General features: G+C 70.7%; 19 protein-coding genes and 1 pseudogene. 7 read left to right on the plus strand and 13 right to left on the minus strand.

What is annotated here, in order from left to right; all coding sequences use genetic code 11:
• Positions 1-50: 50 nt before the first annotated feature.
• The 5 genes from HHX40_RS22080 to HHX40_RS22100 are packed head-to-tail and all read right to left on the minus strand — an operon-like array spanning position 51 to position 6,593.
• A complete protein-coding gene (locus HHX40_RS22080) occupies positions 51-563 on the minus strand; it encodes an NUDIX hydrolase (protein WP_182882143.1) in 513 nt (170 codons plus the stop codon).
• On the minus strand, positions 560-2,338 hold the full coding sequence (locus tag HHX40_RS22085) for an ABC transporter ATP-binding protein (RefSeq protein ID WP_220499445.1): 1,779 nt from the start codon (positions 2,336-2,338) through the stop codon (positions 560-562). Before HHX40_RS22085 ends, HHX40_RS22080 begins: the two co-directional genes overlap by 4 nt.
• Before the next feature lie 33 nt (positions 2,339-2,371).
• On the minus strand, positions 2,372-4,165 hold the full coding sequence (locus tag HHX40_RS22090; protein WP_182882144.1) for an ABC transporter ATP-binding protein: 1,794 nt from the start codon (positions 4,163-4,165) through the stop codon (positions 2,372-2,374).
• Positions 4,166-5,242, minus strand: a complete 1,077-nt coding sequence (locus HHX40_RS22095) for a Gfo/Idh/MocA family protein (protein WP_220499446.1) — start codon at positions 5,240-5,242, stop codon at positions 4,166-4,168.
• The gene (locus tag HHX40_RS22100) at positions 5,235-6,593 is read right to left on the minus strand and encodes an aminotransferase class III-fold pyridoxal phosphate-dependent enzyme (RefSeq protein WP_220499447.1); all 1,359 of its coding nucleotides are present in this window, start codon (positions 6,591-6,593) and stop codon (positions 5,235-5,237) included. Before HHX40_RS22100 ends, HHX40_RS22095 begins: the two co-directional genes overlap by 8 nt.
• Positions 6,594-6,690: 97 nt before the next feature.
• Between HHX40_RS22100 and HHX40_RS22105 the strand changes: the two genes are divergently transcribed.
• The 5 genes from HHX40_RS22105 (at position 6,691) to HHX40_RS22125 (ending at position 10,839) form a co-directional block, all read left to right on the plus strand.
• Positions 6,691-7,422, plus strand: coding sequence for a phosphoribosylaminoimidazolesuccinocarboxamide synthase (locus HHX40_RS22105; RefSeq protein ID WP_368856955.1), 732 nt, complete (start codon positions 6,691-6,693; stop codon positions 7,420-7,422).
• Positions 7,409-8,113, plus strand: a complete 705-nt coding sequence (locus HHX40_RS22110) for an SDR family oxidoreductase (RefSeq protein WP_182882147.1) — start codon at positions 7,409-7,411, stop codon at positions 8,111-8,113. Before HHX40_RS22105 ends, HHX40_RS22110 begins: the two co-directional genes overlap by 14 nt.
• A 129-nt stretch (positions 8,114-8,242) precedes the next feature.
• Entirely contained in the window at positions 8,243-9,133 is an 891-nt protein-coding gene (hisG, locus tag HHX40_RS22115) for an ATP phosphoribosyltransferase (protein WP_182882148.1), read from the plus strand.
• Entirely contained in the window at positions 9,130-9,546 is a 417-nt protein-coding gene (locus HHX40_RS22120) for a hypothetical protein (protein WP_182882149.1), read from the plus strand. The genes hisG and HHX40_RS22120 overlap by 4 nt, the downstream gene beginning before the upstream one ends.
• 75 nt (positions 9,547-9,621) lie before the next feature.
• Positions 9,622-10,839, plus strand: a complete 1,218-nt coding sequence (locus HHX40_RS22125; protein ID WP_182882150.1) for a CynX/NimT family MFS transporter — start codon at positions 9,622-9,624, stop codon at positions 10,837-10,839.
• A 69-nt stretch (positions 10,840-10,908) separates the two neighbouring features.
• Here HHX40_RS22125 and HHX40_RS22130 read toward each other — a convergent pair whose 3' ends face one another.
• From HHX40_RS22130 to priA, 3 genes are all read right to left on the minus strand, one after another.
• Positions 10,909-11,853 carry an isopenicillin N synthase family oxygenase gene (locus HHX40_RS22130; protein ID WP_133306139.1) on the minus strand — a complete coding sequence of 315 codons (945 nt, stop codon included), beginning with the start codon at positions 11,851-11,853 and terminating at the stop codon, positions 10,909-10,911.
• A gap of 174 nt (positions 11,854-12,027) precedes the next feature.
• Entirely contained in the window at positions 12,028-12,780 is a 753-nt protein-coding gene (locus tag HHX40_RS22135; RefSeq protein WP_182882151.1) for a response regulator transcription factor, read from the minus strand.
• Positions 12,781-12,983: 203 nt separating this feature from the next.
• A complete protein-coding gene (gene priA / locus HHX40_RS22140) occupies positions 12,984-13,769 on the minus strand; it encodes a bifunctional 1-(5-phosphoribosyl)-5-((5-phosphoribosylamino)methylideneamino)imidazole-4-carboxamide isomerase/phosphoribosylanthranilate isomerase PriA (protein ID WP_182882152.1) in 786 nt (261 codons plus the stop codon).
• Between the two features lie 295 nt (positions 13,770-14,064).
• Here priA and HHX40_RS22145 point away from each other — a divergent pair, with 295 nt between their 5' ends.
• Complete coding sequence (locus HHX40_RS22145) at positions 14,065-14,850, plus strand: HAD family hydrolase (RefSeq protein ID WP_138462478.1); 786 nt, start codon at positions 14,065-14,067, stop codon at positions 14,848-14,850.
• Positions 14,851-14,917: 67 nt separating this feature from the next.
• Here HHX40_RS22145 and HHX40_RS22150 read toward each other — a convergent pair whose 3' ends face one another.
• Complete coding sequence (locus HHX40_RS22150) at positions 14,918-15,511, minus strand: nitroreductase family protein (RefSeq protein ID WP_182882153.1); 594 nt, start codon at positions 15,509-15,511, stop codon at positions 14,918-14,920.
• Between the two features lie 301 nt (positions 15,512-15,812).
• Between HHX40_RS22150 and adhE the strand changes: the two genes are divergently transcribed.
• Positions 15,813-18,449, plus strand: a complete 2,637-nt coding sequence (adhE, locus tag HHX40_RS22155; protein ID WP_182882154.1) for a bifunctional acetaldehyde-CoA/alcohol dehydrogenase — start codon at positions 15,813-15,815, stop codon at positions 18,447-18,449.
• A 96-nt stretch (positions 18,450-18,545) separates the two neighbouring features.
• Here adhE and HHX40_RS38290 read toward each other — a convergent pair.
• The 4 genes and pseudogenes from HHX40_RS38290 to HHX40_RS22165 all read right to left on the minus strand — a co-directional run.
• Positions 18,546-18,773, minus strand: a pseudogene (locus HHX40_RS38290) (ATP-binding protein); the annotation flags it as partial.
• A complete protein-coding gene (locus tag HHX40_RS37830) occupies positions 18,761-19,486 on the minus strand; it encodes a histidine kinase (RefSeq protein WP_310738225.1) in 726 nt (241 codons plus the stop codon). The gene HHX40_RS37830 and the pseudogene HHX40_RS38290, both read right to left, overlap by 13 nt.
• A 20-nt stretch (positions 19,487-19,506) precedes the next feature.
• Entirely contained in the window at positions 19,507-19,728 is a 222-nt protein-coding gene (locus HHX40_RS37835; RefSeq protein WP_310738226.1) for a hypothetical protein, read from the minus strand.
• Between the two features lie 125 nt (positions 19,729-19,853).
• Positions 19,854-20,447: a hypothetical protein gene (locus tag HHX40_RS22165; RefSeq protein ID WP_182882155.1), complete on the minus strand. Its 594-nt coding sequence runs from the start codon at positions 20,445-20,447 to the stop codon at positions 19,854-19,856.
• Positions 20,448-20,784 lie beyond the last annotated feature (337 nt).

Here is a 20,784-nt window from a genome sequence, read left to right on the forward strand (position 1 = left end):
CGCGGTGCCCTGCGGCGCAGTCCTACGGCGGGGTTCTGCGCCGCGGGGTTCTACGAAGGGGGCGGCTCGCACATGGCGAGGGCCCGCAGCGCGAGGTCGATCATGCCGGTCTCCCGGGAGGACGACGCCAGCTGACGCAGCGCCGCTTTGTCCAGCCAGCGTGCCTCGACGAACTTGTCCCGCTCCATACGGGGGCGGGCCAGGTCACCCGCGACCGTGGCGAGCACGTCGATCTCGCGTCTGCGCTCGCCGTCGCCGCCGCTCCAGTCGAAGACGTCCACCACCCGGTCCGCCCGGAGCAGGTGCCAGCCCGTCTCCTCCTCGACCTCGCGGGCGAGCGCCGTGCACAGCGTCTCGCCCTCTTCGACGTGCCCTCCGACGATGTCCCAGCAGTCGGGGTAGAGCCGTACGTGGGGAGCCCGCCGTTGCAGGAACACCTCGCCGAGCGGGTTGACGAGGACGGCGCCGACGACGCACCGCGCGCCCGCGGCCGACGCCTCCCGCTGGATCCGCTCGAAGTCCGGAGGGTGCGGAGCGCAGCCGCCGGCCGCCCGCCCGGTCACGCCGGCTCCTGATGGGCGTAGTACGTCGCGTACAGGCCGGCGAAGCGGCCGCCGCGGCGCAGCAGCTCGTCGAATCCGCCGTCCTCGGCGACCCGGCCCTCGTGCATGACCAGGATGCGGTCGGCCCGCCGGATCGTCGAGAGCCGGTGCGCGATCACCAGCACGGTCCGCCCGGTGAACAGCCGGGACAGCGCGTTCTGGATGTCCCGCTCGGTCAGCGGGTCGACGCTGGCCGTCGGCTCGTCCAGGATCACGATGTCCGGCTCCCTGAGGAACATCCGGGCGAGGGCGATGAGCTGCCGCTGCCCCACCGACACCCCCTGGCCGCCGGCGCTCAGCGTGTCGTGCAGGGACATCGGCATACTGCGGGACCACACCTGGGGACCGATCCTCTCGATGGCGCGTTCGACGTCCGCGTGGCCGGCTCCCGGCCTGCCGTAGGCGATGTTGTCCGCGAGCGTGCCCGCGAAGACGAACGGGTGCTGCGGGACGACGCCGACGCGCCCCCGGTACGCCCCGAGGTCGAGTGAGCGCACGTCGCGGCCGTCGACCAGCAGCTCGCCTTCCTGGAAGTCGTAGGCGCGGGCGATCAGCTTGGCTAGGGTGGACTTCCCGCCGCCCGTGTGCCCGACGACGGCCACGGTCTCCCGGGCGGCGATCCGCAGGTCGAAATCGTGGAACACGGCGGCCCCGGCCGCGTAGCCGAAGCGCAGTCCGCGCGCCTCGATCTCGCCGTCCAGCCGCGTCACCGGCTCGTTTCCGTGCTGGACGACGGCGTGGTCGCTGTCGATAAGCGCGAAGACCCGCTCGGCGGCGGCGAGACCCTGCTGGAACAGGCTCCAGAAGGACGCCGCCTGGGTGACCGGCTGCCACAGCATGCCGAGCGCCTGAAGGGCGAAGTACCACTCGCCGGGGGAGAGCCTGCCGAGCACCGCGAAGCGTCCGCCCTGGTAGACGACGACCGCCGTCGCCAGACCGGCCAGCAGCGTCAGGACCGGGAGGATGACCGCGTAGATGAGGCCCTGCCGCACGTAGACCGCGTAGGACAGGCGGTTCACCTCGTCGAAGTCGCGGTAGACGGCCCTCTCCCGGCCGAAGCTCTTGGCGACCGAGATGCCCAGCATCGACTCGTGCACGGTCGCGTTGACCTTGGCCATCACCCGCCGCGTGGCGGACGCCGCCATCCTGGCGAGCCTGCGGAAGGCCAGCGCCGCGGCGAGCAGGAGCGGAAGCGTGGCCAGGATGATCAGACCGAGGTCCACGTCGATCCAGAACACCACGCCGCCGAGCAGCAGCACCAGGAACATCTGGCTGATCAGGTTCAGGGTGAGGGTCATGACCGAGCTGAAGCCCTCGGTGTCGCCGGTGACCCGGCTGAGCACCTTCCCGACCGAGTTGTCGTCGTAGAAGGCGACGTCCTTGGCGAGCGCGGCGTCGGCGGCCTCGCACTGCAGCCGGTACACGACCCCACCCACCAGCCACGCCGCCAGGGCCTGGCGCGCCCAGTTCATGCCCCAGGCCAGCACCGCGGCCGCGACGACGAACAGGCTCAGCCGCACGCCCAGCCCGGTCCCGTCCCCGACCTGGTCGATCATGCGGGAGATGACCACCGGCACCGCGGCGGTCAGCAGGGCGGATCCCACGACGAGGGCGGCGGAGCCGAGCATCGCGCCGCGCTGTGCCCGCAGGTAGCGGAGAATGCGGCCGAGGAGGCGGCGGTTGCCGTAGACGCGGTCGTAGGTGTCGCCGCTCAGGCCCGCGAACAGGTCGCTCACGACGGCCGCCGGTCCGTCTCGGCGGTACGGGTGTCAGCCACTGTAGATCTCCCGGTAGAGCGCGCAGCGCGCCATCAGCTCCTCGTGCGTTCCCTGGTCGACGACCCGCCCCGCGTCCAGCAGCAGGATCAGGTCGGCGCGCCGGATCTGGCCGGGGCGGTGCGAGATCAGCACCGTGGTACGGCCGGTGGCCGCGCGCTCGATCGCCTCGGTGATGGTCGTCTCGGTCCGGGCGTCGACCGCGCTGGTCGCGTCGTCGAGGGTGAGGATGCGGGGGTCGGTGAGCAGCGCCCTCGCGATGGCCAGCCGCTGCCGTTGCCCGCCGGACAGCGTCGTCCCGCCCTCGTTGAGGACCGTGGCGTAGCCGTTCTCCATCGTCTGCACGAACTCGTCCGCGCACGCCTGCTTGGACACGCGCAGGACGTCCTCGTACCCGGCGCCGTCCGGCGAGCCGAAGGCGATGTTGTCCAGCACGCTCTTGGAGAACAGGAAGGTCTCCTGGTCCACGTGGCCGATCTGGCGGCGAAGCGCGCCCGGCTCCCAGTCGCGTACGTCCCGTCCGTCGATCAGCACCCGTCCCTCGGCGGCGTCGTACATCCGGTTGACCAGCTTGACGAGCATGCTCTTGCCGCTGCCGGTGGGGCCGACCACGGCGAGGGTGCGGCCGGCGGGAACATGGAAGGAGACGTCGTGCAGGACGTCCCTGCCGTTGGCGCGGAAGGTCACGTGGTCGAAGGTGATCGAGCCGGTGATGGCCGCCGTGCTGCCCTCGACGTCCTCCCGCTCGCCCGGGTCGCCCTCGATGATCTGCCTCATCCGGGTGGCGGCGACGACGCCCTCCTGGATGACCGGTACGGCCTGCTCGGACATGCTGACCGGCTGGGCGAACAACACCAGCCAGCCGAGATAGGTGACGACCTGGGCGAGGGTCAGCTCGCCCTGCGCGTACAGGTAGAGGGAGTGGATGGAGCCGATCGCCATGCCGAGCGCGAAACTCAGCGCGGGCAGGTAGACGGCCTGCGCCCGGCCCCGCCTGACGAAGGCGTCCCGGTACGCGGCCGCGGCGCTCCTGAACGCGAGCCGCTCGTGCTCCTCCTGGGTGCACGCCTTGACCGTGGCGATGCCGGACAGCGTGGTGGAGAAACGCTCGTTGAGGTCCGCGAAGGACTCCCGGGCCCGCATGGTCAGCGGATGCAGCCGCCGCAGGTGGTAGCTCAGCGCGCAGGCGAACACCAGGATCATCACGCCGGGGGCCAGCAGCAGCCGGCCGTGCAGCGAGGCGATGAACAGGGTCGGGACCAGCAGGGCCAGGATCCCGTTGAACGCGGTGGAGACCCCGGGGCTGAGCATGTAGTCGACGAGTCTCGCGTCGTTGATGGCGCGGGCCAGGATGTCGCCGATGCGCTGCTGATCGTGGAAGGACATGCGCTTGCTCAGCAGGCTGCGGTACAGATCGTCGCGCAGGTCCCGTTTGACCCGCTGGGCGATGATCTCCATCGAGCCGTTGGACAGCAGGTCGGCGGCGAACCTGCCGACCGCCAGCAGACCGGCGGCGAGCGCCGCGGCCGCGACCACGCCGAGGTCCGGGTGGGCGCCGCCGGCCTCGGCGAACGCCGAGCCGATCTGGACGGGAACCAGGGTGGAGCAGAGGTTCGCCGCCACCGCCGCGACGGTGAACGACAGCAGCAGGCGCCGGTGCCGTCGCAGGTGGACGGAGATCCACCCGCCCACCCGCGGGGACGCGCCCGGCCCGTCGCCGGGCTCTCCTGCTGGGCGCGTCCCCTCGGCCGCGGGGTCTTCGGGTGCCTGACTGGTTCCCGTGGTCAACTAGCCGACCTCTGCCGACGCCGGAACCGGATCCGTCAGGGAGCCGAAGCCGCTCCCGCCGGTGGCGTGCAACTCGTCCATCGTCTGGTCGCACAGCTTCGACGCCGCGAGCGCGTCGGCGACCGTCGGCGCCTCCCACGTGGGGGAGTGGCCGTTCCCGTTCCCATTCACGGGGTGCCCGGCCGGCTTCCGGCGGCAGGCGTCCAGGAAGGCCTCCAGCTCCGGCCCGAACCCGCTGCGCGTCCAGCCGTGGTCGAGGTTGCGCGTGCTGTGCAGTTCCTGGCCGAACGGCAGGCCCTCGGACAGGTCGAGGGTCACCCGTTCGAGGGACGGGGCGCTGTAGCGGCTGCCGTCCATGCCCTGCACGGTGACGCCCACCAGGAAGCGCCTGACGTGGTTGCCCATCCGGAGGGTCGAGAGCGATCCGTCGTCATGACGCAGGAAGACGGTCCCCTGGAAGCGGTCGGCGTCGCCGGTGATGGCGTGCGCGTCCACCTGGACGACGGGGGAGGGCACGAACCAGCGCGCCAGGTCGAGCGCGTGCACCCCGTTGTGCCGGATCCACGCCTCCAGCGTCGTGTCGACACCCCACTGGGGAGCCGACGGGTGGCGGCTGTAGAAGTCGATCGTGACCGAGCACGGAGTGGCCCGGACGTCCCGGCTCAGCTCGTGCAGCCGCTGAAGGGTTTCGGCGTAGCGGAAGTTGAACCCCACCTGGACGTACCGGCCGGTGTTGTGCACCACCTTGTCCAGGTCCTGCAGGGCGGCGGTGGACGGCCCGGCCGGCTTCTCCACGAAGCAGTCGACTCCGTGCTCCACCAGGTAGCGGGTGAGCACGTAGGACGGCTCGGGCGGCACGGCGAGCACCGCCGCGTCCACGTTCTCGAGATCGAGAGCCTCGACCGACTCGGCGTGGACCACACCGCCGGCCAGGGACGCGAGCTCCGCGGCGAGGGACCGGTCGGGGTCCACGCAGGCGACCACCCGGTGGCCGGGGATGCGCTGCAGGAAGGGAAGGAGGTTCTGTCGCATCTGGCGGCCGCACCCCACCAGAGCGAGGCGGAGGGCCTCAGCCACGGCCGGCTCCGGCCGAGGCGTTCCACTCCTCGAACGCCTGGCGAGCACGGTCGTGCAGGTCGGCCCAGTCGATGTCGCGGTGCGCGAGGCTCACGAAGGAGGGATGGCCTTCGAGCAGGAGGATGCCGGCCCCGGTGAGGGCGGCGAGCAGCGCCTCACGCCGCTCCTTGTCGCCCAGGAGCGCGTCGTCGTGGTACACCAGCTCGAACATCCCGCCGCCGAGCACCGGACGGGCGCCGACCAGCGAGCCCACCCCGGCGTCCTGCGCGGCCGCGGTGAACACGGACGCCACCTGCGTGCCGATCCTGCCGATCTCGGCCCAGCCGTCCGGCGAGTCCCCGACCGGCTTCTCCAGGATGTCCCTGGTCGCCAGCGCGGCGTAGACGGCGATCATCTCCTTGGAGAAGGTGCCGCTGAGCCGCGCCCGCTCCGCCTGCGCGAGCAGTTCCGCGTCGCCCACCAGAAGGCTCAGCGGAGCCCCGTTGGCCAGCGCCTTGCCGATCACGATCAGATCGGAGCCGAGGCGGTTGTCGTGGTCGTAGCCGAGCGGTGAGATCCGGCCCCCGGTCTTGGTCTCGTCGAAGACCGTGAGCAGGCCGGCCTCGCGGCACATCGCGACGGCCTGGCGCAGCACCTCGGGGGTGGTGAACGACGCCAGATAGGCGTCGAAGACGAAACACCCCAGCAGGCCCTTGTGCCGGTCCAGCAGTTCGGCGAGAGACTCCAGACGCAGGTCGACCCAGTTGGCCGCGGGCTCGGTCTCGCCGATCCCGCGCATCGCGTCGGTGTACCGGAGCTTTTCCCGCAGTGGGGAATGCAGCGGCTCATGCCATTTCAGGGAATTGGCGATCTGCGCGTCGTGCCAGCCGATATACCCGCTGCGGACGACGCCGAGCCGTCCGGTCCGCATTGCGGCCAGCCGGAAAGCCGCGGTTACGGCCTCGGAAGCGGTCTTGAAGTACGCGCCGCGATCTTTCGGACGGTCGCCGAGCAGCCGCTCCAGGTACTCCTGGTGAAAGGTCGTGTAGCCCGGCATCATGACGCCGTTGACCAGATAACGGCTCAGGATCTCACTGAATTGGTCATCCGCGTGACCGAGAATCACCGGTCCGTAACCCATGACGAAGTCGGTGTACGTCACGCCGTTCGCGTCGGAGACCTCACCCCCCTTGCCCTGCGAGAACAGGAGCTGCTGCCCTGCGGACTTGAACTTGCGAGTGATCTTAGAGTGTGCTATCCGCTCTTGTTTCGACAAAGATCCTCCCTGTCCGGAATAACGGATCTTGCGCTTAATTTCACAGACCGTACTCGTGGGTTTTGAGGCAGTCAAGCGGATTTTCGGCCCGTTCACGGCGTCTTGACAACCTTGCATCCGCATAGAAAGGTGTGTGAGGCCATTGGTCACGGGTCTGCCCCAGGCGGACTGCTAGCGCCAATATGGGGGCGATGTGGATTACGAGTCCAGGCGAGGAATCCCGGTCCTTGAGCTAACCGCGAGGATAGAACCCGATATCGTCGGGCGTAGTAAGCGTCTGTGGCTACTGCCCGACGGGCTGTGCCTCGTGCAGATAATCCCCAGCCTGCGCAGCTTCACCTACCAGCGTGACGAAATCGTCGAACGCACGGGCCCGCTGCGTCTCGAATTCTACGAAAAGGCCGCGGCCCGGGTCGCGGCCGCCGGCGTTCCGTGCGCGTTCAGGGAGCGGGTCTCCGACGACCTGTACCTCGCCGACTACGTCCCGGCGCCGCCCTTCGAGGTCATCGTGAAGAACAGGGCCACCGGATCGACCACGCGGAAGTACCCGGGCCTGTTCGAGGACGGCACGCCCCTGCCCCGTCCTGTGGTGAAGTTCGACTACCGGTGCGATCCCGAGGACCAGCCGATCGGCGAGGACTACCTCAGGGTCCTCGGGCTGCCGGTCGACGAGATGCGCGAGCGCGCCCTCGTGGTCAACGACGTGCTGCGATCCTGGCTGCACCCGGTGGACCTCTGGGACTTCTGCCTCATCTTCGGGCAGACGGAGGACGGCGAGCTGAGCGTCATCTCCGAGATCTCCCAGGACTGCATGCGGTTGCGGCACCAGGACGGCTCTCCTCTGGACAAGGACCTGTTCCGTGGCGGTGTCGAGGGAGACGAGATCGTGAACCAGTGGAGCCGCATCCTCGATGTCATCGACTGAGTCCCCGGTCGCCCTGATCACGGGCACCAATCGCGGCAGCGGCAAGGCGATCGCGGAGGATCTGCGCTGCCGCGGCTACCGCGTCTTCTCGTTGAACCGCTCCCTGGCAGGGGAGGACCGGCTCGGGGAGCGCCGCTGCGACCTGGCCGACCCCCGCCAGATCAGGAACGCGGTCGGCGAGGTGCTGGAGGAGGCCGGCCGTCTCGACGTGTGCGTCTCCAACGCGGTCGACCGGGTCCTCGACCCGATCGCCGAACTGGACGAGGCGGACTGGGACCGGTTGGTCTCGATCAACCTCAGTGCCGCCTTCCACCTCATAAAGGCCGTCCTGCCGGCGCTGAGAGCCGCCCGCGGCATCTTCGTCGCCATGGGCAGCCACGCGGGCTCCCGGTACTTCGAAGGCGGCGCCGCCTACAGCGCCACCAAGGCCGGGCTGAAGGCGCTGGTCGAAACGCTGCTGCTGGAAGAGCGGCGCAACGGCGTCCGGGCCTGCCTCGTCTCGCCCGGCGCGATAGCGAACCTGGACGGCGACGAGTCGCGGTACAAGATGAGCACCCGGTCGGTCGCCCGCTGCGTCTGCACCATCATCGACTCCTGGCCGAGGGACCTCGTCGTGGGAGAGATCGAGGTGCGCCCGGCCCACCTGGCCGAACCGCCCATCACCGGCATCGACCGGCTGCTGCACGTATAGCGCGCCACGGAGGAACCGTACCGTGACGATGCTCCCGCCGGCGGAGTCCGGCCACCCGATGCGGATCGAGACCATCACCTGCACGGATGCGTACCGAGTGCCGGCTCATCACGCCTGCAAGGAGGAGTAATGATCTCTCTCGCACTGCCGAAGGGGTCGCTGGAGCGGCGGGCCCTGCAGCTCTTCGAGGCCGCGGGGCTCCGCGTACGACGATCGTCGGAGAGTTCCTACCGCGGCACCATCGACTACGGGAACATGACGCGGGTGGCGTTCTACAAGCCGCGCGAGATCCCGTCGCTGATCGAGAGCGGGTCGTTCGACCTGGGGCTGACCGGTGCCGACTGGGTGGAGGAGAGCGGCGCCAAGGTCGAGGTGGTGGAGGCCTTCGACTACTCCAGGCACAGTGAGAAGCCGTGGCGTCTGGTGCTGGCGGTGCCCACCGACCACGCCGCCACCTGCGTGACGGACCTCGTCGACGGTGTCCGCGTGGCCACCGAGTATCCGAACACCAGCCGCCGGTTCCTGGAGGCCGCGGGGCGGCGGGCCGAGGTGGTGGTGTCCTACGGCGTGACCGAGGCCAAGATCCCGGAGCTGGCGGACGTGATGGTGGACGTCGTGGAGACGGGCCATTCGCTCCGGCAGAACAACCTGCGGGTCATCGAGACGATCAAGACCTGCGGTGCCCAGCTGATCGCCAACCCGGTCGCCTACGAGGACAAGGGCAAACGCGATGTGATCCGGAATGTCGCCCGGCTGCTCCGGGCCGCCTGGGTCGGGCCCGCCCACGTCCTGCTCACGGTCCGCGTCCCGGCGGAACGCCTGCCCGAGGCGGCCCTCGCCATGCCGGCGGACTCGTGGCGAGCCGGGTCGAGCCTGGCCGACGAGAACACCGTCGTCCTGCAGGGGGTGCTGCAGAAGAAGGACGTGCCGGCGACGATCGGCGCGCTGCTGTCGGCGGGAGCGCTCGACGTGACCGAGTCGGGCGTCGGCATGCTCGCCTCGGACACGGCGCGGGCATGATGCTGATCCGTTCCGTGGACGACCGGCTCGTCCCGGCGCGAGAGGCGGGGTGGCGCGCGTCCTCCGGGGCGCTCGAACTGCGTCTCGCCGGGCAGGTCCCCGGCGACCCCGTCCAGGCGGTGGCCCGCGCCCTGCTCGCCGTCGACCTGGACGACCACTCCCGCGTGCTCGACATCGACGTCATCGGGCTGCCCGCCGAACTGCTGACCCCGCTCAGCCGCTACGCCGTCTCCCCGCACCCGTCGTGCGGCCGCGACCCCGTCGCACTCGACCTGGACGCGGCGTGGCTGTGGATCCACGTCCAGGACGGCCGGCGCGCCCACCGGCACCGGCAACCCGCGATCGTGCGCTTCTCCTTCGCGGGTGAGCGGCTCGCGGCCATCCGGGCCCACCTGCCCGAGTCGGAGAGCTGATCGTTTGCGCCAGGCCATCACCGCGTTCATGATCGATCCGGTGGACCGCCGGCGTCGTACGAAAGGAAGGTTCTCTTGAACCCCCGACCGCTGTCAGGCATCTCCGAGCCGGGCGAGCAGCTCCGGCCACGCTCGCAGTGGGGGACGATCGTCGTCGTCTACCTCAGCGGGGTCGTCGCGGCGATGAGCCTCGGCAAGTTCTCCTCGGTCGGGCCGGAGGTGGCGGCGCGGCTCGGCCTTTCGCTGGCGCAACTGGGCTGGGTGATCTCGGCGGTCGTCGGCGTCGGAGCGGTCGCCGGGCTGCCCGCCGGGTACCTGATCCGCCGTTACGGCACGGAGAGATCGCTGGTCGTCGGCCTCGGCCTCATCGCGGCGGCGAGCGCGGCGAGTGTGACGGCGGGTGACTTCGGCTGGCTGCTGGCCGCCCGGATAGCGGAAGGCGTCGGATACCTCCTGGTCACGATCTCCTGTCCGGCGCTGATCCTCCGTCTCGCGCAGGAGCGGGACCGGGGCGCGGCCCTGTCGCTCTGGGCCACGTTCGTGCCGGTGGGCCTCGGGGCGAGCACACTGGCCGGCGGCGCCCTCGGCTCCGCTCTGGGCTGGCGCGGCTGGATCGGGCTGATCGCGGCACTGACGTTCGTGATGGTCCCGGCCGTCTGGATGCGTCTGCCGCGCGGGTCCGCCCGGCAGACGGCGGCCGGGCCCGTCCCCAGGGCGCGGGCGCTGACCTGGCCGACAGTGCTCGCCGCGGCCTTCTGTCTCACCGCACTGGTGACGATCCCGGTCGTCGTACTCCTGCCCACGCTCCTCATCGAGCAGCACGGGCGCTCGGTCGCCGGCGCGGGCGCCATAACCTCGGTGATCTCTCTGCTCGGCGTGCTCGGGGGGCTGGCCGTCGGCGTCCTGTTCCGGCGAGGCGCGCCTCTCGCGCTGATGGCGGCCTCCGGGCTGCTGGTCGTGCCGGCCGCCTGGCTCACCTACTCCGCGGGCGCCTCTCTGGCCGCCACCGTGGCGGGCGCGGGGGTCATCGCGCTGGAGAACGGTTTTCTGGGGGCGCTCGTCTTCGCCGCCCTTCCGCTTGTCCTGGAGCGACTCGACCACGCCGACGTCGGCAACGGCGTGGTCGCCCAGGCGGGCAGCCTCGGGTCGCTGCTCGGCCCTCCGCTGTTCGGCCTGGTGGCCGGCGGGTTCGGTTTCCAGGCCCTCGTGCTGGTCATCGCCGTCGGGGCGCTCGCGGCCGTCGGCGCGCTGCTGCTGGTGAGCAGAGCGGCGCGGCGCCCGGCCTCTGGCTGATCGGCGCCGCCGCCGTCCTGCTCCCTGCCGTCTTCGCCCCGGGCGGTCGTCCGAAGCGGATTCGGGTGCTCAGGCCTCCTGTGGCTCCTGCTTACCCAGGCCCTGGAACCTGTTGTTGATGAAGTCGCCCCACGTCGCGTTCAACGTCGTCAGCTCGCCGTCCACCATCTTCCACTGCCGGGCCTTGTGCGGCGGGTAGGCGAAGAGCACCGACGACAGTCGCTTGTAGCCGGGGGGCATGGGCTTGGTGTGCACGCGGTGCGTGGACGGCCGGAAGCGTCCGTCGGAGGCGCTCGTCAGCATGCGGCCGATGTTGCACAGGACCACGTCGCTCTTGGCGATCACCGGCTCGACCCAGGTGCCGTCGTGCAGGACGTACTGCAGGCCCTGGTCGGAGGGGGGAAGCTGGAGACCGAGCATCTGGATCCCCGAGTGCTCGTGCGCCAGCACCTCGCGGTCCCCGATGTCCCTGTAGTGGATCACACGCAGGTTCGTCGCGTCGCGCGAGAGGTCGAGCTCGGGCGTCCCGGGAGGCATCATCCCGCGGACGACCTCGCCGAAGAGAGAGATCAGCCGGAAGGCGATGCCGAAGACCTCGGTGGCGGAGGCCCCGAACTCCGGGAAGGCGCGCAGGACGTCTCCTGCCCCGGGCGGCTGATCGGAGATCATCGCTCCGCTGACGTGGATGAACTCCTTGGGGTCGGGCACGCCGTTCGCCAGGCGGGGGATCTCCGAGTTGTACGGGAAGAATCCGTGTGTGCCGCCGACGGACAACTGCGGCACGGCCTCGAACGCGTAATCGGCCAGGCTCGGCTCGGTGGACGCGCAGGCCGACGCGAACTGGTTCATCATCGTCTCGACGCGTTCCCCGATGCCCGGGACCTCCGCGGCCATGAAGCCCCATTTGGTCAATTGGAGCCCGATGTCTTCGGCGGCGGACTGCATATCCGCGTCCAGTTCGTGCAGCCTGATGCTGGGGACACGACCACTGAGTTCCATGGGGGTGACGTCCATTGTCGCTCCGATTCCTCGTCGGCCGGAATTCCGGCGTCCTGTCGGCTTGACTGATGTGGTCAAGGAGTCGCGGTCATGGTGCTTATCCGAGGGCTTCAAATGAATATGTGCGGACGGCCGCGCCTGACGCGGCGATCGCCGTCCGTACGGCGCCGCCGACGCGGAGGACCGTTCTCAGGTGGCCCGGCGCCGGGTTCGGCGGACGCGGGAAGGAGCGTCCATGCCCAGCCGTTGCGCGGCCAGGGCGACCTCTGTGCGGTTGGCGCAGCCGAACTTCACGAGCAGGTTGGAGACATGGCGTTTGACGCCGTGAATGGATATCCCCATGGCCCGGGCGATCTGGTTGTTGCTCATGCCCTGCAGCAGAAGGGCCAGCACGGCGTGCTCGCGTTCCGTCACCCTCGCCGGGTGCGCGCTCCGGTCCGGCCCGCGGCGTTCGCCCGCGGCCAGCGGTCCGCGCGGCACGGAGGACGGTACGGGCACATCGCCGCTGATCACCTGCTCGAAGGTTCCGGTCAACCGTGCGACGTTGATCTCATCCCACAGGAGACAGCCGTCCACGCCCCACGTCTGGATGGCCGACGAGGCGGTCCTCACCTCCTCCTTCCGCACCGTGACCAGTATCTTCTGGCGAATCCTGAGCGCGACGCGCTCCAGGAACTCGGGCAGTACGGCGAGCGGCGTCACCACCAGGTCGAAGCGCTCGGCGTCGTACAGCGACCCGGCCTCGGCGACGTCCCGCCCGACGGCGATCCCGGACACGTTCGGCACCTTCATGAGCAGCACCGGGATCCCGTGATAGGAAACGTCGTCCTCGGCGATCCACAGGACGGAGACGGCGGGGCGTCGCGCGCCGCGGTCCCCGGCCGGCCGGCCGGACCGGAAGTCGGGAATCCGCTTTCCGGCCTTCGCGACGCCGGTACTCATCGCCTCATCCTCTCTGTCACATCGTCGGTCGACGTTGTCGCGGGCGTACCGGGAGAAGTGGTGCGGCGCCGTTGGGACGAGAATCCGTGCCCGTCCGTGGATGATATATAACTCTGATTAGAGTTCAACCGTAACAATACGGATTAGCCTGATTTACATAGTTTTTTACTGCTAGCTGACGCTAGTCAATGAACAGGGTCTCGTCAATCGGTCGGCCGGCGCGGAGACGGCATCGGGGATACGGCGGGCCACGGATCCCGGCCGCGTACCGAGCCGAGTGCTTCCCGCAGGGTGAACCGCCCCGCGTACAGCGCCTTCCCCACGACGGCCCCCTCGACGCCCAGCGGCACCAGCGAGGCGATGGCACGGAGGTCGTCGAGGCTGGACACCCCACCGGAGGCCACGACGGGTCTGCCGGTGGCGGCGCAGACGTTCTTCAGCAGGTCCAGATTGGGGCCCCGCAGCGTGCCGTCCCTGGCGATGTCGGTGACGATGTACCGCGCGCATCCCGCCGAGTCCAGCCGGGCCAGGGTCTCGTAGAGCTCGCCGGCGTCGCGGGTCCAGCCGTGGCTCCGCAGGGTGGTGCCGTGGACGTCCAGCTCGACGGCGACGCGATCGCCGTGCCGGGCGACGACGTCGGCCACCCACTCGGGACTCTCCAGAGCGCCCGTACCCAGGACCACACGGGCGCAGCCGGTGGCGAGCGCCGCGGCCAGAGCCTCGTCGCCGCGGATGCCGCCGCACAGTTCGACCTTGACGTCGAGAGCCGCGATCACCTCCGCGATCCGCTCCCTGTTGGTCCCGGTGCCGAACGCCGCGTCGAGGTCGACGATGTGCACCCACTCGGCGCCCGCCTCCTGCCAGGCGAGCGCCGCGTCCAGCGGATCGCCGTACCACGTCTCCGACCCGGAGACGCCGCGTACCAGGCGTACGGCCTGTCCGTCTCGGATGTCGACGGCGGGAAGCAGTTCCAGGCACTGCGCAGGCATTCGGGCACCTCGGGGAGTCTCGGCAGGGCCGGCCGCGACCGCCGGGGGGAGGGAAGCGGCTGTCCGCCACGGCGCGTCGTGAACCGACGGGAAGGACGGCGCACGTCCGCGCCGGATCCGAGGGCGACGTCGTGCGCCGGACGAACCCTTTCATTATGCGAGCCCGGTCGATTCTGCGAAGTACACCTTCGGCCACCTCCATGGTTCACTTGCCGCCGTCCCCGGGCGCGGGGACGCTTACGAAAGCCGAGGCGTCCCGTGCGCGTCATGCGGACCGTGAAGGAGGATTCAGGGCGTGGAGCGCCGGATGATCGTGTGCGACCTCGACGGGACGCTGCTGGACTCCCACGGCCTGGTCTCGGAACGCACCCGCCTGGCGGTGCGCCGCCTGCACGGCGCGGGGCACGTGTTCGTCATCGCGACGGCGCGGCCGGTGCGGGACACCCGGCACGTGGCCATGGCCCTCGGCGGCACGCCGATCGCGATCTGCGGGAACGGCTCCATCACCTTCGACTTCGTCCGGGACGAGGTGGTCGCCTTCCGCCCTCTGACCGAGGCGCATGTCGTGGAGGCGCTGGCGGTTCTGCGCGATCGGTTCCCCGGAGTCCGCCTGGGGGCGGAGTGCCGGCTGGAGCTGGTCCTGGAGGAGTCGTTCTACGTGCCTCCGGCCCTGTCGTGGACCGCGCGGCGGGTGCCGCGCCTGGAGGAGGCACTCGACCGGCGCGCCGTCGGCAAACTCATGGTGCAGCTGGACGGGACCGCCCGCCACTACTACGAAAGCGTGCGCGGACTGCTCGGCGGTTGCGAGGTCACGATCTCGGCGGACGTGTTCTGCGAGGTGATGCGCGCCGGTGTCACCAAGGCGGCCGCCCTGGAACTGATGGCGGGGAGCCTCGGTTTCGCCTTCGGCGACGTGATCGCCTTCGGTGACATGCCGAACGACCTTCCCATGCTGACCTGGGCGGGCACGGCGGTAGCCGTCGCGAACGCGCATCCGGCGGTGCTCGCCTCGGCCGACGAGGTGACCGCGTCCAACGACGACGACGGCGTCGCCAAGTGGCTGGAACGCCTGACCGGATAACCGGCGCGCGTCCGGGCGCTGCTTTTCGCAGTCGCGGGTTGGCACCGCACCACCGGCTGGTGCGAGGTCACACCGGTTCCGCGATGGAACGGCGGGGGGCGCGGGGGACCGTGGGGCCGTACCCGAGTCGCATGATCATCTGGATGTGCCCGCGCCGGTGGCGGGGATCGCTGCGATGACGCATGTCGCGCAGGTCGAGCGGCTGGTTGAGGAACGAGGCCGAGACCCCGTGGAGGGTCGCGGTCAGCAGCAGGCGTTGCAACGCCTGGCCGGCGCGCAGCCAGTCGACGGGGCGGTCGCCCGCGGTGGTGAGCACCGCCAGCCGCGGACTGGCCTCGAAGTGGACCGGCCCGCGCTCCCCGTGCTGTCCGAAGTCGCGGACCGGCGCCGGGTCGTCGGCGCAGCGAGGCCCCTGTGCGTAGGACGGCAGGCCGTCGTGGCGGTTTCCGCCCGTCGTCCACGCTCGCAGCTCGGCCCGGTAGTCGCTGTCCTTGGACAGCTCGTCGTCGGCGACGGCGACGCACTCCAGGAGGTCCGCCGAGGCACGCGGATCTGGCAGGACCAGGCCGGCCCCCTCGGCGGCGGCCGCGCGGCACAGGTCGGCGAGCACGTACCGGGAGAGCGGGCGCTCGCCGAACGGCTCCCGGTTGGTCCGGCGCACGCCGATGGAGTCGTACAGTTCCCGAGTCCGCGAGGAGGCGGGGCCGCCCGGCGACACCCGGACGGCGGCCAGGAGCCGGGGTTCCGCCGCGGTGTTCCGGCAGACGGGGACTTCCGTCGCCGGATGGAGGGACTGATCACTCTTGCCAGGCAGGGGCGGCGCCCGGAAGACCGCCCGGCGACGCCGAAAAACGATGACCTTGGTCCTGGGGGACGGGGTCCTTGTGCGGCGGCGCGGAAGCGGTTCCCGCAGAAGGATGAGGGTGACAAGCCGTCCGCCCAAGCCCCATGAGGTGATCGAGATGACCGACTCCCCGACCGGAGACGCGCTGCCCGCCGAGGTGCACGCCGCGATCGACACGCTCGTGACCGGTGCGCTGAAGGCACTGACGGAGTACGAGTCCTTCACCCAGGAGCAGGTCGACCACATCGTCAAGAAGGCGTCCGTCGCCGCGCTGGACCGGCACGCGGCGCTCGCCCGCCTGGCGGTCGAGGAGACCGGCCGCGGCCTGTTCGAGGACAAGGCGGTCAAGAACATCTTCGCCTGCGAGCACGTGACCCACAGCATGGCCGGCCTCAAGACGGTCGGCGTCGTCTCCCGCGACGAGATCGACGGCATCGTCGAGATCGCCGATCCGGTCGGGGTGGTCTGCGGCGTCACGCCGGTCACCAACCCGACCTCGACCACGATCTTCAATGCGCTGCTGGCGCTGAAGACCCGCAACCCCATCGTGTTCGCGTTCCACCCGGCGGCCCAGCGCTGCAGCGCCGAGGCGGCGAGGATCGTCCGCGACGCCGCCGTCGCGGCCGGCGCGCCCGAGCACTGCGTCCAGTGGATCGAGGAGCCCTCGCTGGAGGCGACCGGCGCGCTGATGCGGCACGAGGGCGTGTCCGTCATCCTCGCCACCGGCGGGAACGCCATGGTCAGGGCCGCGTACTCGGCGGGCAAGCCGGCCCTGGGCGTCGGGGCGGGCAACGTCCCCGCCTACATCGAGCGGACGGCCAAGCTGCGCCGGGCCGTCCACGACGTCGTGCTGTCCAAGACGTTCGACAACGGCATGATCTGCGCCTCCGAGCAGGCCGTCATCCTCGACGACGAGATCCACGACGCCGCGCTGGCGGAGTTCGCCCGGCTCCACGCGTACGTCGCGACGCCGGAGGAGAAGGCGAAGCTGGAGGAGTTCGTGTTCGGGGTCACGGCACACGGCGCCTCCTGCTCCGAGGTGCGGCTCAACCCCGACGTGGTGGGGCGGTCTCCGCACTGGATCGCCGAGCGGGCCGGTTTCGCCGTGCCGCCGGACACCTCCCTGATCCTCGTCCCGGTGCGGGAAGTCGGCCCGAGCGAGCCGCTGACCAGGGAGAAGCTGTGCCCGGTGCTCGCCCTGTTGCGGGCCCGCACCCGGGAGGAGGGCCTGGTCCTCGCCGAGCGCATGGTCGAGTTCGACGGCCTCGGGCACAGCGCCGTCATCCACACCGAGGACGCCGCGCTCGCCGAGAGGTACGGCACCAGGGTCAAGGCGGTGCGGGTCATCTGGAACGCCCCCGCCTCCCAGGGCGGCATCGGCGACATGTACAACGCGTTCCTGCCGTCGCTGACCCTGGGCTGCGGCAGCTACGGGCACAACTCGGTGTCGAACAACGTCTCCGCGGTCAACCTGGTCAACATCAAGCGGATCGGGCGGCGCAACAACAACATGCAGTGGTTCAAGGTCCCGGCGAAGATCTACTTCGAGCCGAACGCGATCCGCTACCTGGCGGACATGCCGGACGTGCACCGCGTCACGATCGTGACCGACGCCGTGATGACCCGCCTGGGGTACGTCGACCGGGTCGTCGACGTGCTGCGGCGGCGCGGCGAGCGGGTGGCCCTGCAGATCATCGACGACGTCGAGCCCGAGCCGAGCGTGGCGACCGTCGACAAGGGCGCCGACGTCATGCGCGCGTTCCGGCCGGACACCATCGTCGCTCTCGGCGGCGGCTCGGTGATGGACGCGGCCAAGGTCATGTGGCTGCGGTACGAGCACCCCGAGGTCGTCTTCGCGGACATGAAGGAGAAGTTCTTCGACGTCCGCAAGCGTGCGTTCCGATTCCCGGCCCTGGGCGAGCTCGCCCGCCTCGTGTGCGTGCCGACCACCTCGGGCACGGGCGCGGAGGTCACACCGTTCGCCGTGATCACCGACACCGCGACCGGCAAGAAGTATCCGCTGGCCGACTACGCGCTCACCCCGAGCGTCGCGATCGTGGACCCGGTCCTCGCCGCCGACCTGCCCCGGGTGGTAACCGCCGACAGCGGCTTCGACGCCCTCACCCACGCCGTCGAGGCGTACGTGTCGGTGTACGCCAGCGACTTCACCGACGGCCCCGCCCTGCACGCCATCAGGCTCATCTTCCGTTACCTGGAGCGCGCGGTGACCCGCGGCGCGGCCGACCCGGAGGCCAGGGAGAAGATGCACAACGCCGGCACGATCGCCGGAATGGCCTTCGGCAACGCCTTCCTCGGGATCGTGCACGCCATGTCCCACACGCTCGGCGCCACGTTCCACGTGGCCCACGGGCGCACGAACGCCGTCCTGCTGCCGCACGTCATCCGCTACAACGGCACCGTTCCGTCGAAGCTGTCGGGCTGGCCCAAGTACGAGGACTACCGCGCCCCCGAACGGTTCCAGGAGATCGCCCAGACGCTGGGCCTGCCCGCGGCCACCCCGGCCGAGGGGGTCGAGTCGCTCGCCGCGGCGGTCGAGCGCCTGCGCGACGCGGTCGGGATCGAGCGGTCGTTCCGGGACATCGGCGTCGATGAGAAGGCGTTCCTCGACGCGCTCCCGCAGCAGGCGCTCAACGCGTACGAGGACCAGTGCGCGCCGGCCAACCCCCGGATGCCGATGCTGGAGGACATGCAGGCGCTGATGCGCGCCGCCTACTACGGGCCCTCCCCGGAGTAGGCACCCGTGATGCGGTGCCGCACCCCGGTCCCCGCGCCCGCCGCCCTCGGGCGAGGTGAGGGTGAGGGCGCCGCCGAGTCGTTCGGCGCGGTCGGCGAGGTTGCGCAGGCCGCTGCGGCGGCCCTCGGCCGGGATGCCGACGCCGTTGTCCTCCACCACGAGGATCAGCCGGCCGTCCCCGGCGTGGACGACGACGTCGGCCCGGGTGGCCCTGGCGTGACGGACGAGGTTCGACACGGCTTCGCGCAGGACGGCGAGCAGGTGTTCGGTGATCTCGGCGGGCACGTCGTTGTCGAGCCGACCCTCCAGACTCAGGCCGGGCATGAAACCCAGGTGCCCGCGGGCGCTCTCGACCAGGTCGACGACCTGGGCCCGCAGGCTGGGGGAGAGCTGTCCTCGCGCGGCGTCTGCAGGGCGAAGATGGTCGAGCGGATCTGCCGGATGGTGGTGTCCAGTTCGTCGATCGCGGTCTGGAGGCGGGAGGAGGCCTCGGGGCGTTCGACCAGCCGCACCGTGCTCATCAGGGTCATCGCGACGGCGAACAGCCGCTGGATGACCACGTCGTGCAGGTCCTTGGCGATGCGGTCGCGGTCTTCGAGCAGGCCGAGCCGCTCGGCGTCCCTGCGGGTGTCGGCGAGCTCCAGCGCGACGGCCGCCTGTCCGGCGAAGGCGTGCAGCGTGCGCAGCTCCGACCGGCTGAACGGCATCCGTCCCGCGCGTTTGACCAGAGCGAGCGCTCCGCGTGCGGTCCCGGCCGCGCCCAGCGGCACGGCCGCCGTGGGTCCCACCGACGGGTTGTCGGCCCAGACGAGACGCACCTGGTCGTGGTCGAGATCGTCCAACGCCAGAGGTTCCCCGCTCAGGAACGCCCGGCCGACGAGCGAGCCCTGGACCGCGACCTCGTCGTCGGCGAGCCGGGCACCCGGCCCGTCCTCGATCGGCCCGTCCTCGATCGGCCCGACATCGCGCAGCGCGACGCGCAGCACGTCGCGGGCCCTCTCGGGAAGCAGGATCGCCACGGCGTCGGCGTCGGCCATCTCGCGGGCCCGCCGGGCGATCAGGGTGAGGACCTCCTGCGGCTCGCCGCCCGACAGCAGCCGGGTGGTGATGTCCGAGGACGCCTGCAGCCAGGTGCCACGATGCGACGCAGCACCGTCTCCAGGTCCAGGTCGCTGCCGATCGACACGACCGCCTCCAGCAGCGCGTGCACCCGATCCCGGGTGGCCGGCACCGCCTCCAGACGGCTCTGCAGTTCGGCCAGAAGATCGTCCAGACGCATGTTGGGGATCAGCGAAGTGGGCTCCCTTCTCCGTCATGGTGCGAAGTTTCGCATCGCGGACATGCCGGTGCCCACCCCCGCGAGCGGGGGTGGGCACCGGAGCCGGTCGTGAGATCGGGCCTCGTCTACTTGAGGATCGGGAAGCGGCGGACCAGGGGGGTGGCGGCCCAGATCCTGCCGAGCCCGAAGGTGGTGCCGGCTCCGCCCAGGGCGAGGCCCGCGAGGACGATGGCGTAGACGATGTGCTCGTCCATGAAGGGGTTGGTGGTCAGCGGGAGTTCGGCGGCCCACATCATCAGCAGGAGGAGCCCGCCGGTGGTGGCGGCGATGCGCATGCCCACGCCGAGGACGAGGGCGGCGCCGATGCCGGCGAGGCCGGTCATGAACAGCCAGTCGACCCAGGCCTGGCCGGCGAGGGTCCCGAACAGGCCGCCGAAGGTCCTGTCGGCGGTGCCCTTCAGGAAGCCGGTGGTCGGGCTGCCGCCGTTGATCCACGCCTTGGCGGCGGGGGTGGCGAAGCCCCAGCCGAACAGCTTGTCGAGGAAGGCCCACAGGAACACCCAGCCGACGGCGACGCGGGCGGCGGCCCACACGTACCGCACCGGGCCGGCGCCGGCGGGGATCGTCTCGCCGTGCGCGCGGGGAGCGGGGACCGTGGCGGGGGGAGCGGCGGGGTGGAGGTTGTGGTTTCTCCGGTTGCGCCCTTCGGTGATGGCCATGACCGGCCCCTTTCAACGTGTTCGCGTCTTCTCTCTTCTCAACACCTCAAGGAAACCGCGATCACGGCCCGTGCCGCAGGAGCCGTACGGCACGCTTCGGTGGTCTTGAAGTCCCGCGCTCATGGGACTTTCGGCCCAAGCGGTGCGGACGACGTGTCGTCGCGATCGCCGGGCCCTATGACTGGCGGGGGCGGGTCCTGGGCCCCTACCCGCCCGGGTCGTCCCGGAGGAAGCCTGCGGCGGCACGCCACGGCGCTGTCCGGACGGCCGGTGTGGCTGTTCAGCAGCGGGCCGCTCGACCGGTCCGCGGACGAGGCGGAGATCCCGCCGGTTCCCC

It is taken from the genome of Microbispora sp. H10949, assembly GCF_014161435.1.
GTDB lineage: Bacteria > Actinomycetota > Actinomycetes > Streptosporangiales > Streptosporangiaceae > Microbispora > Microbispora triticiradicis.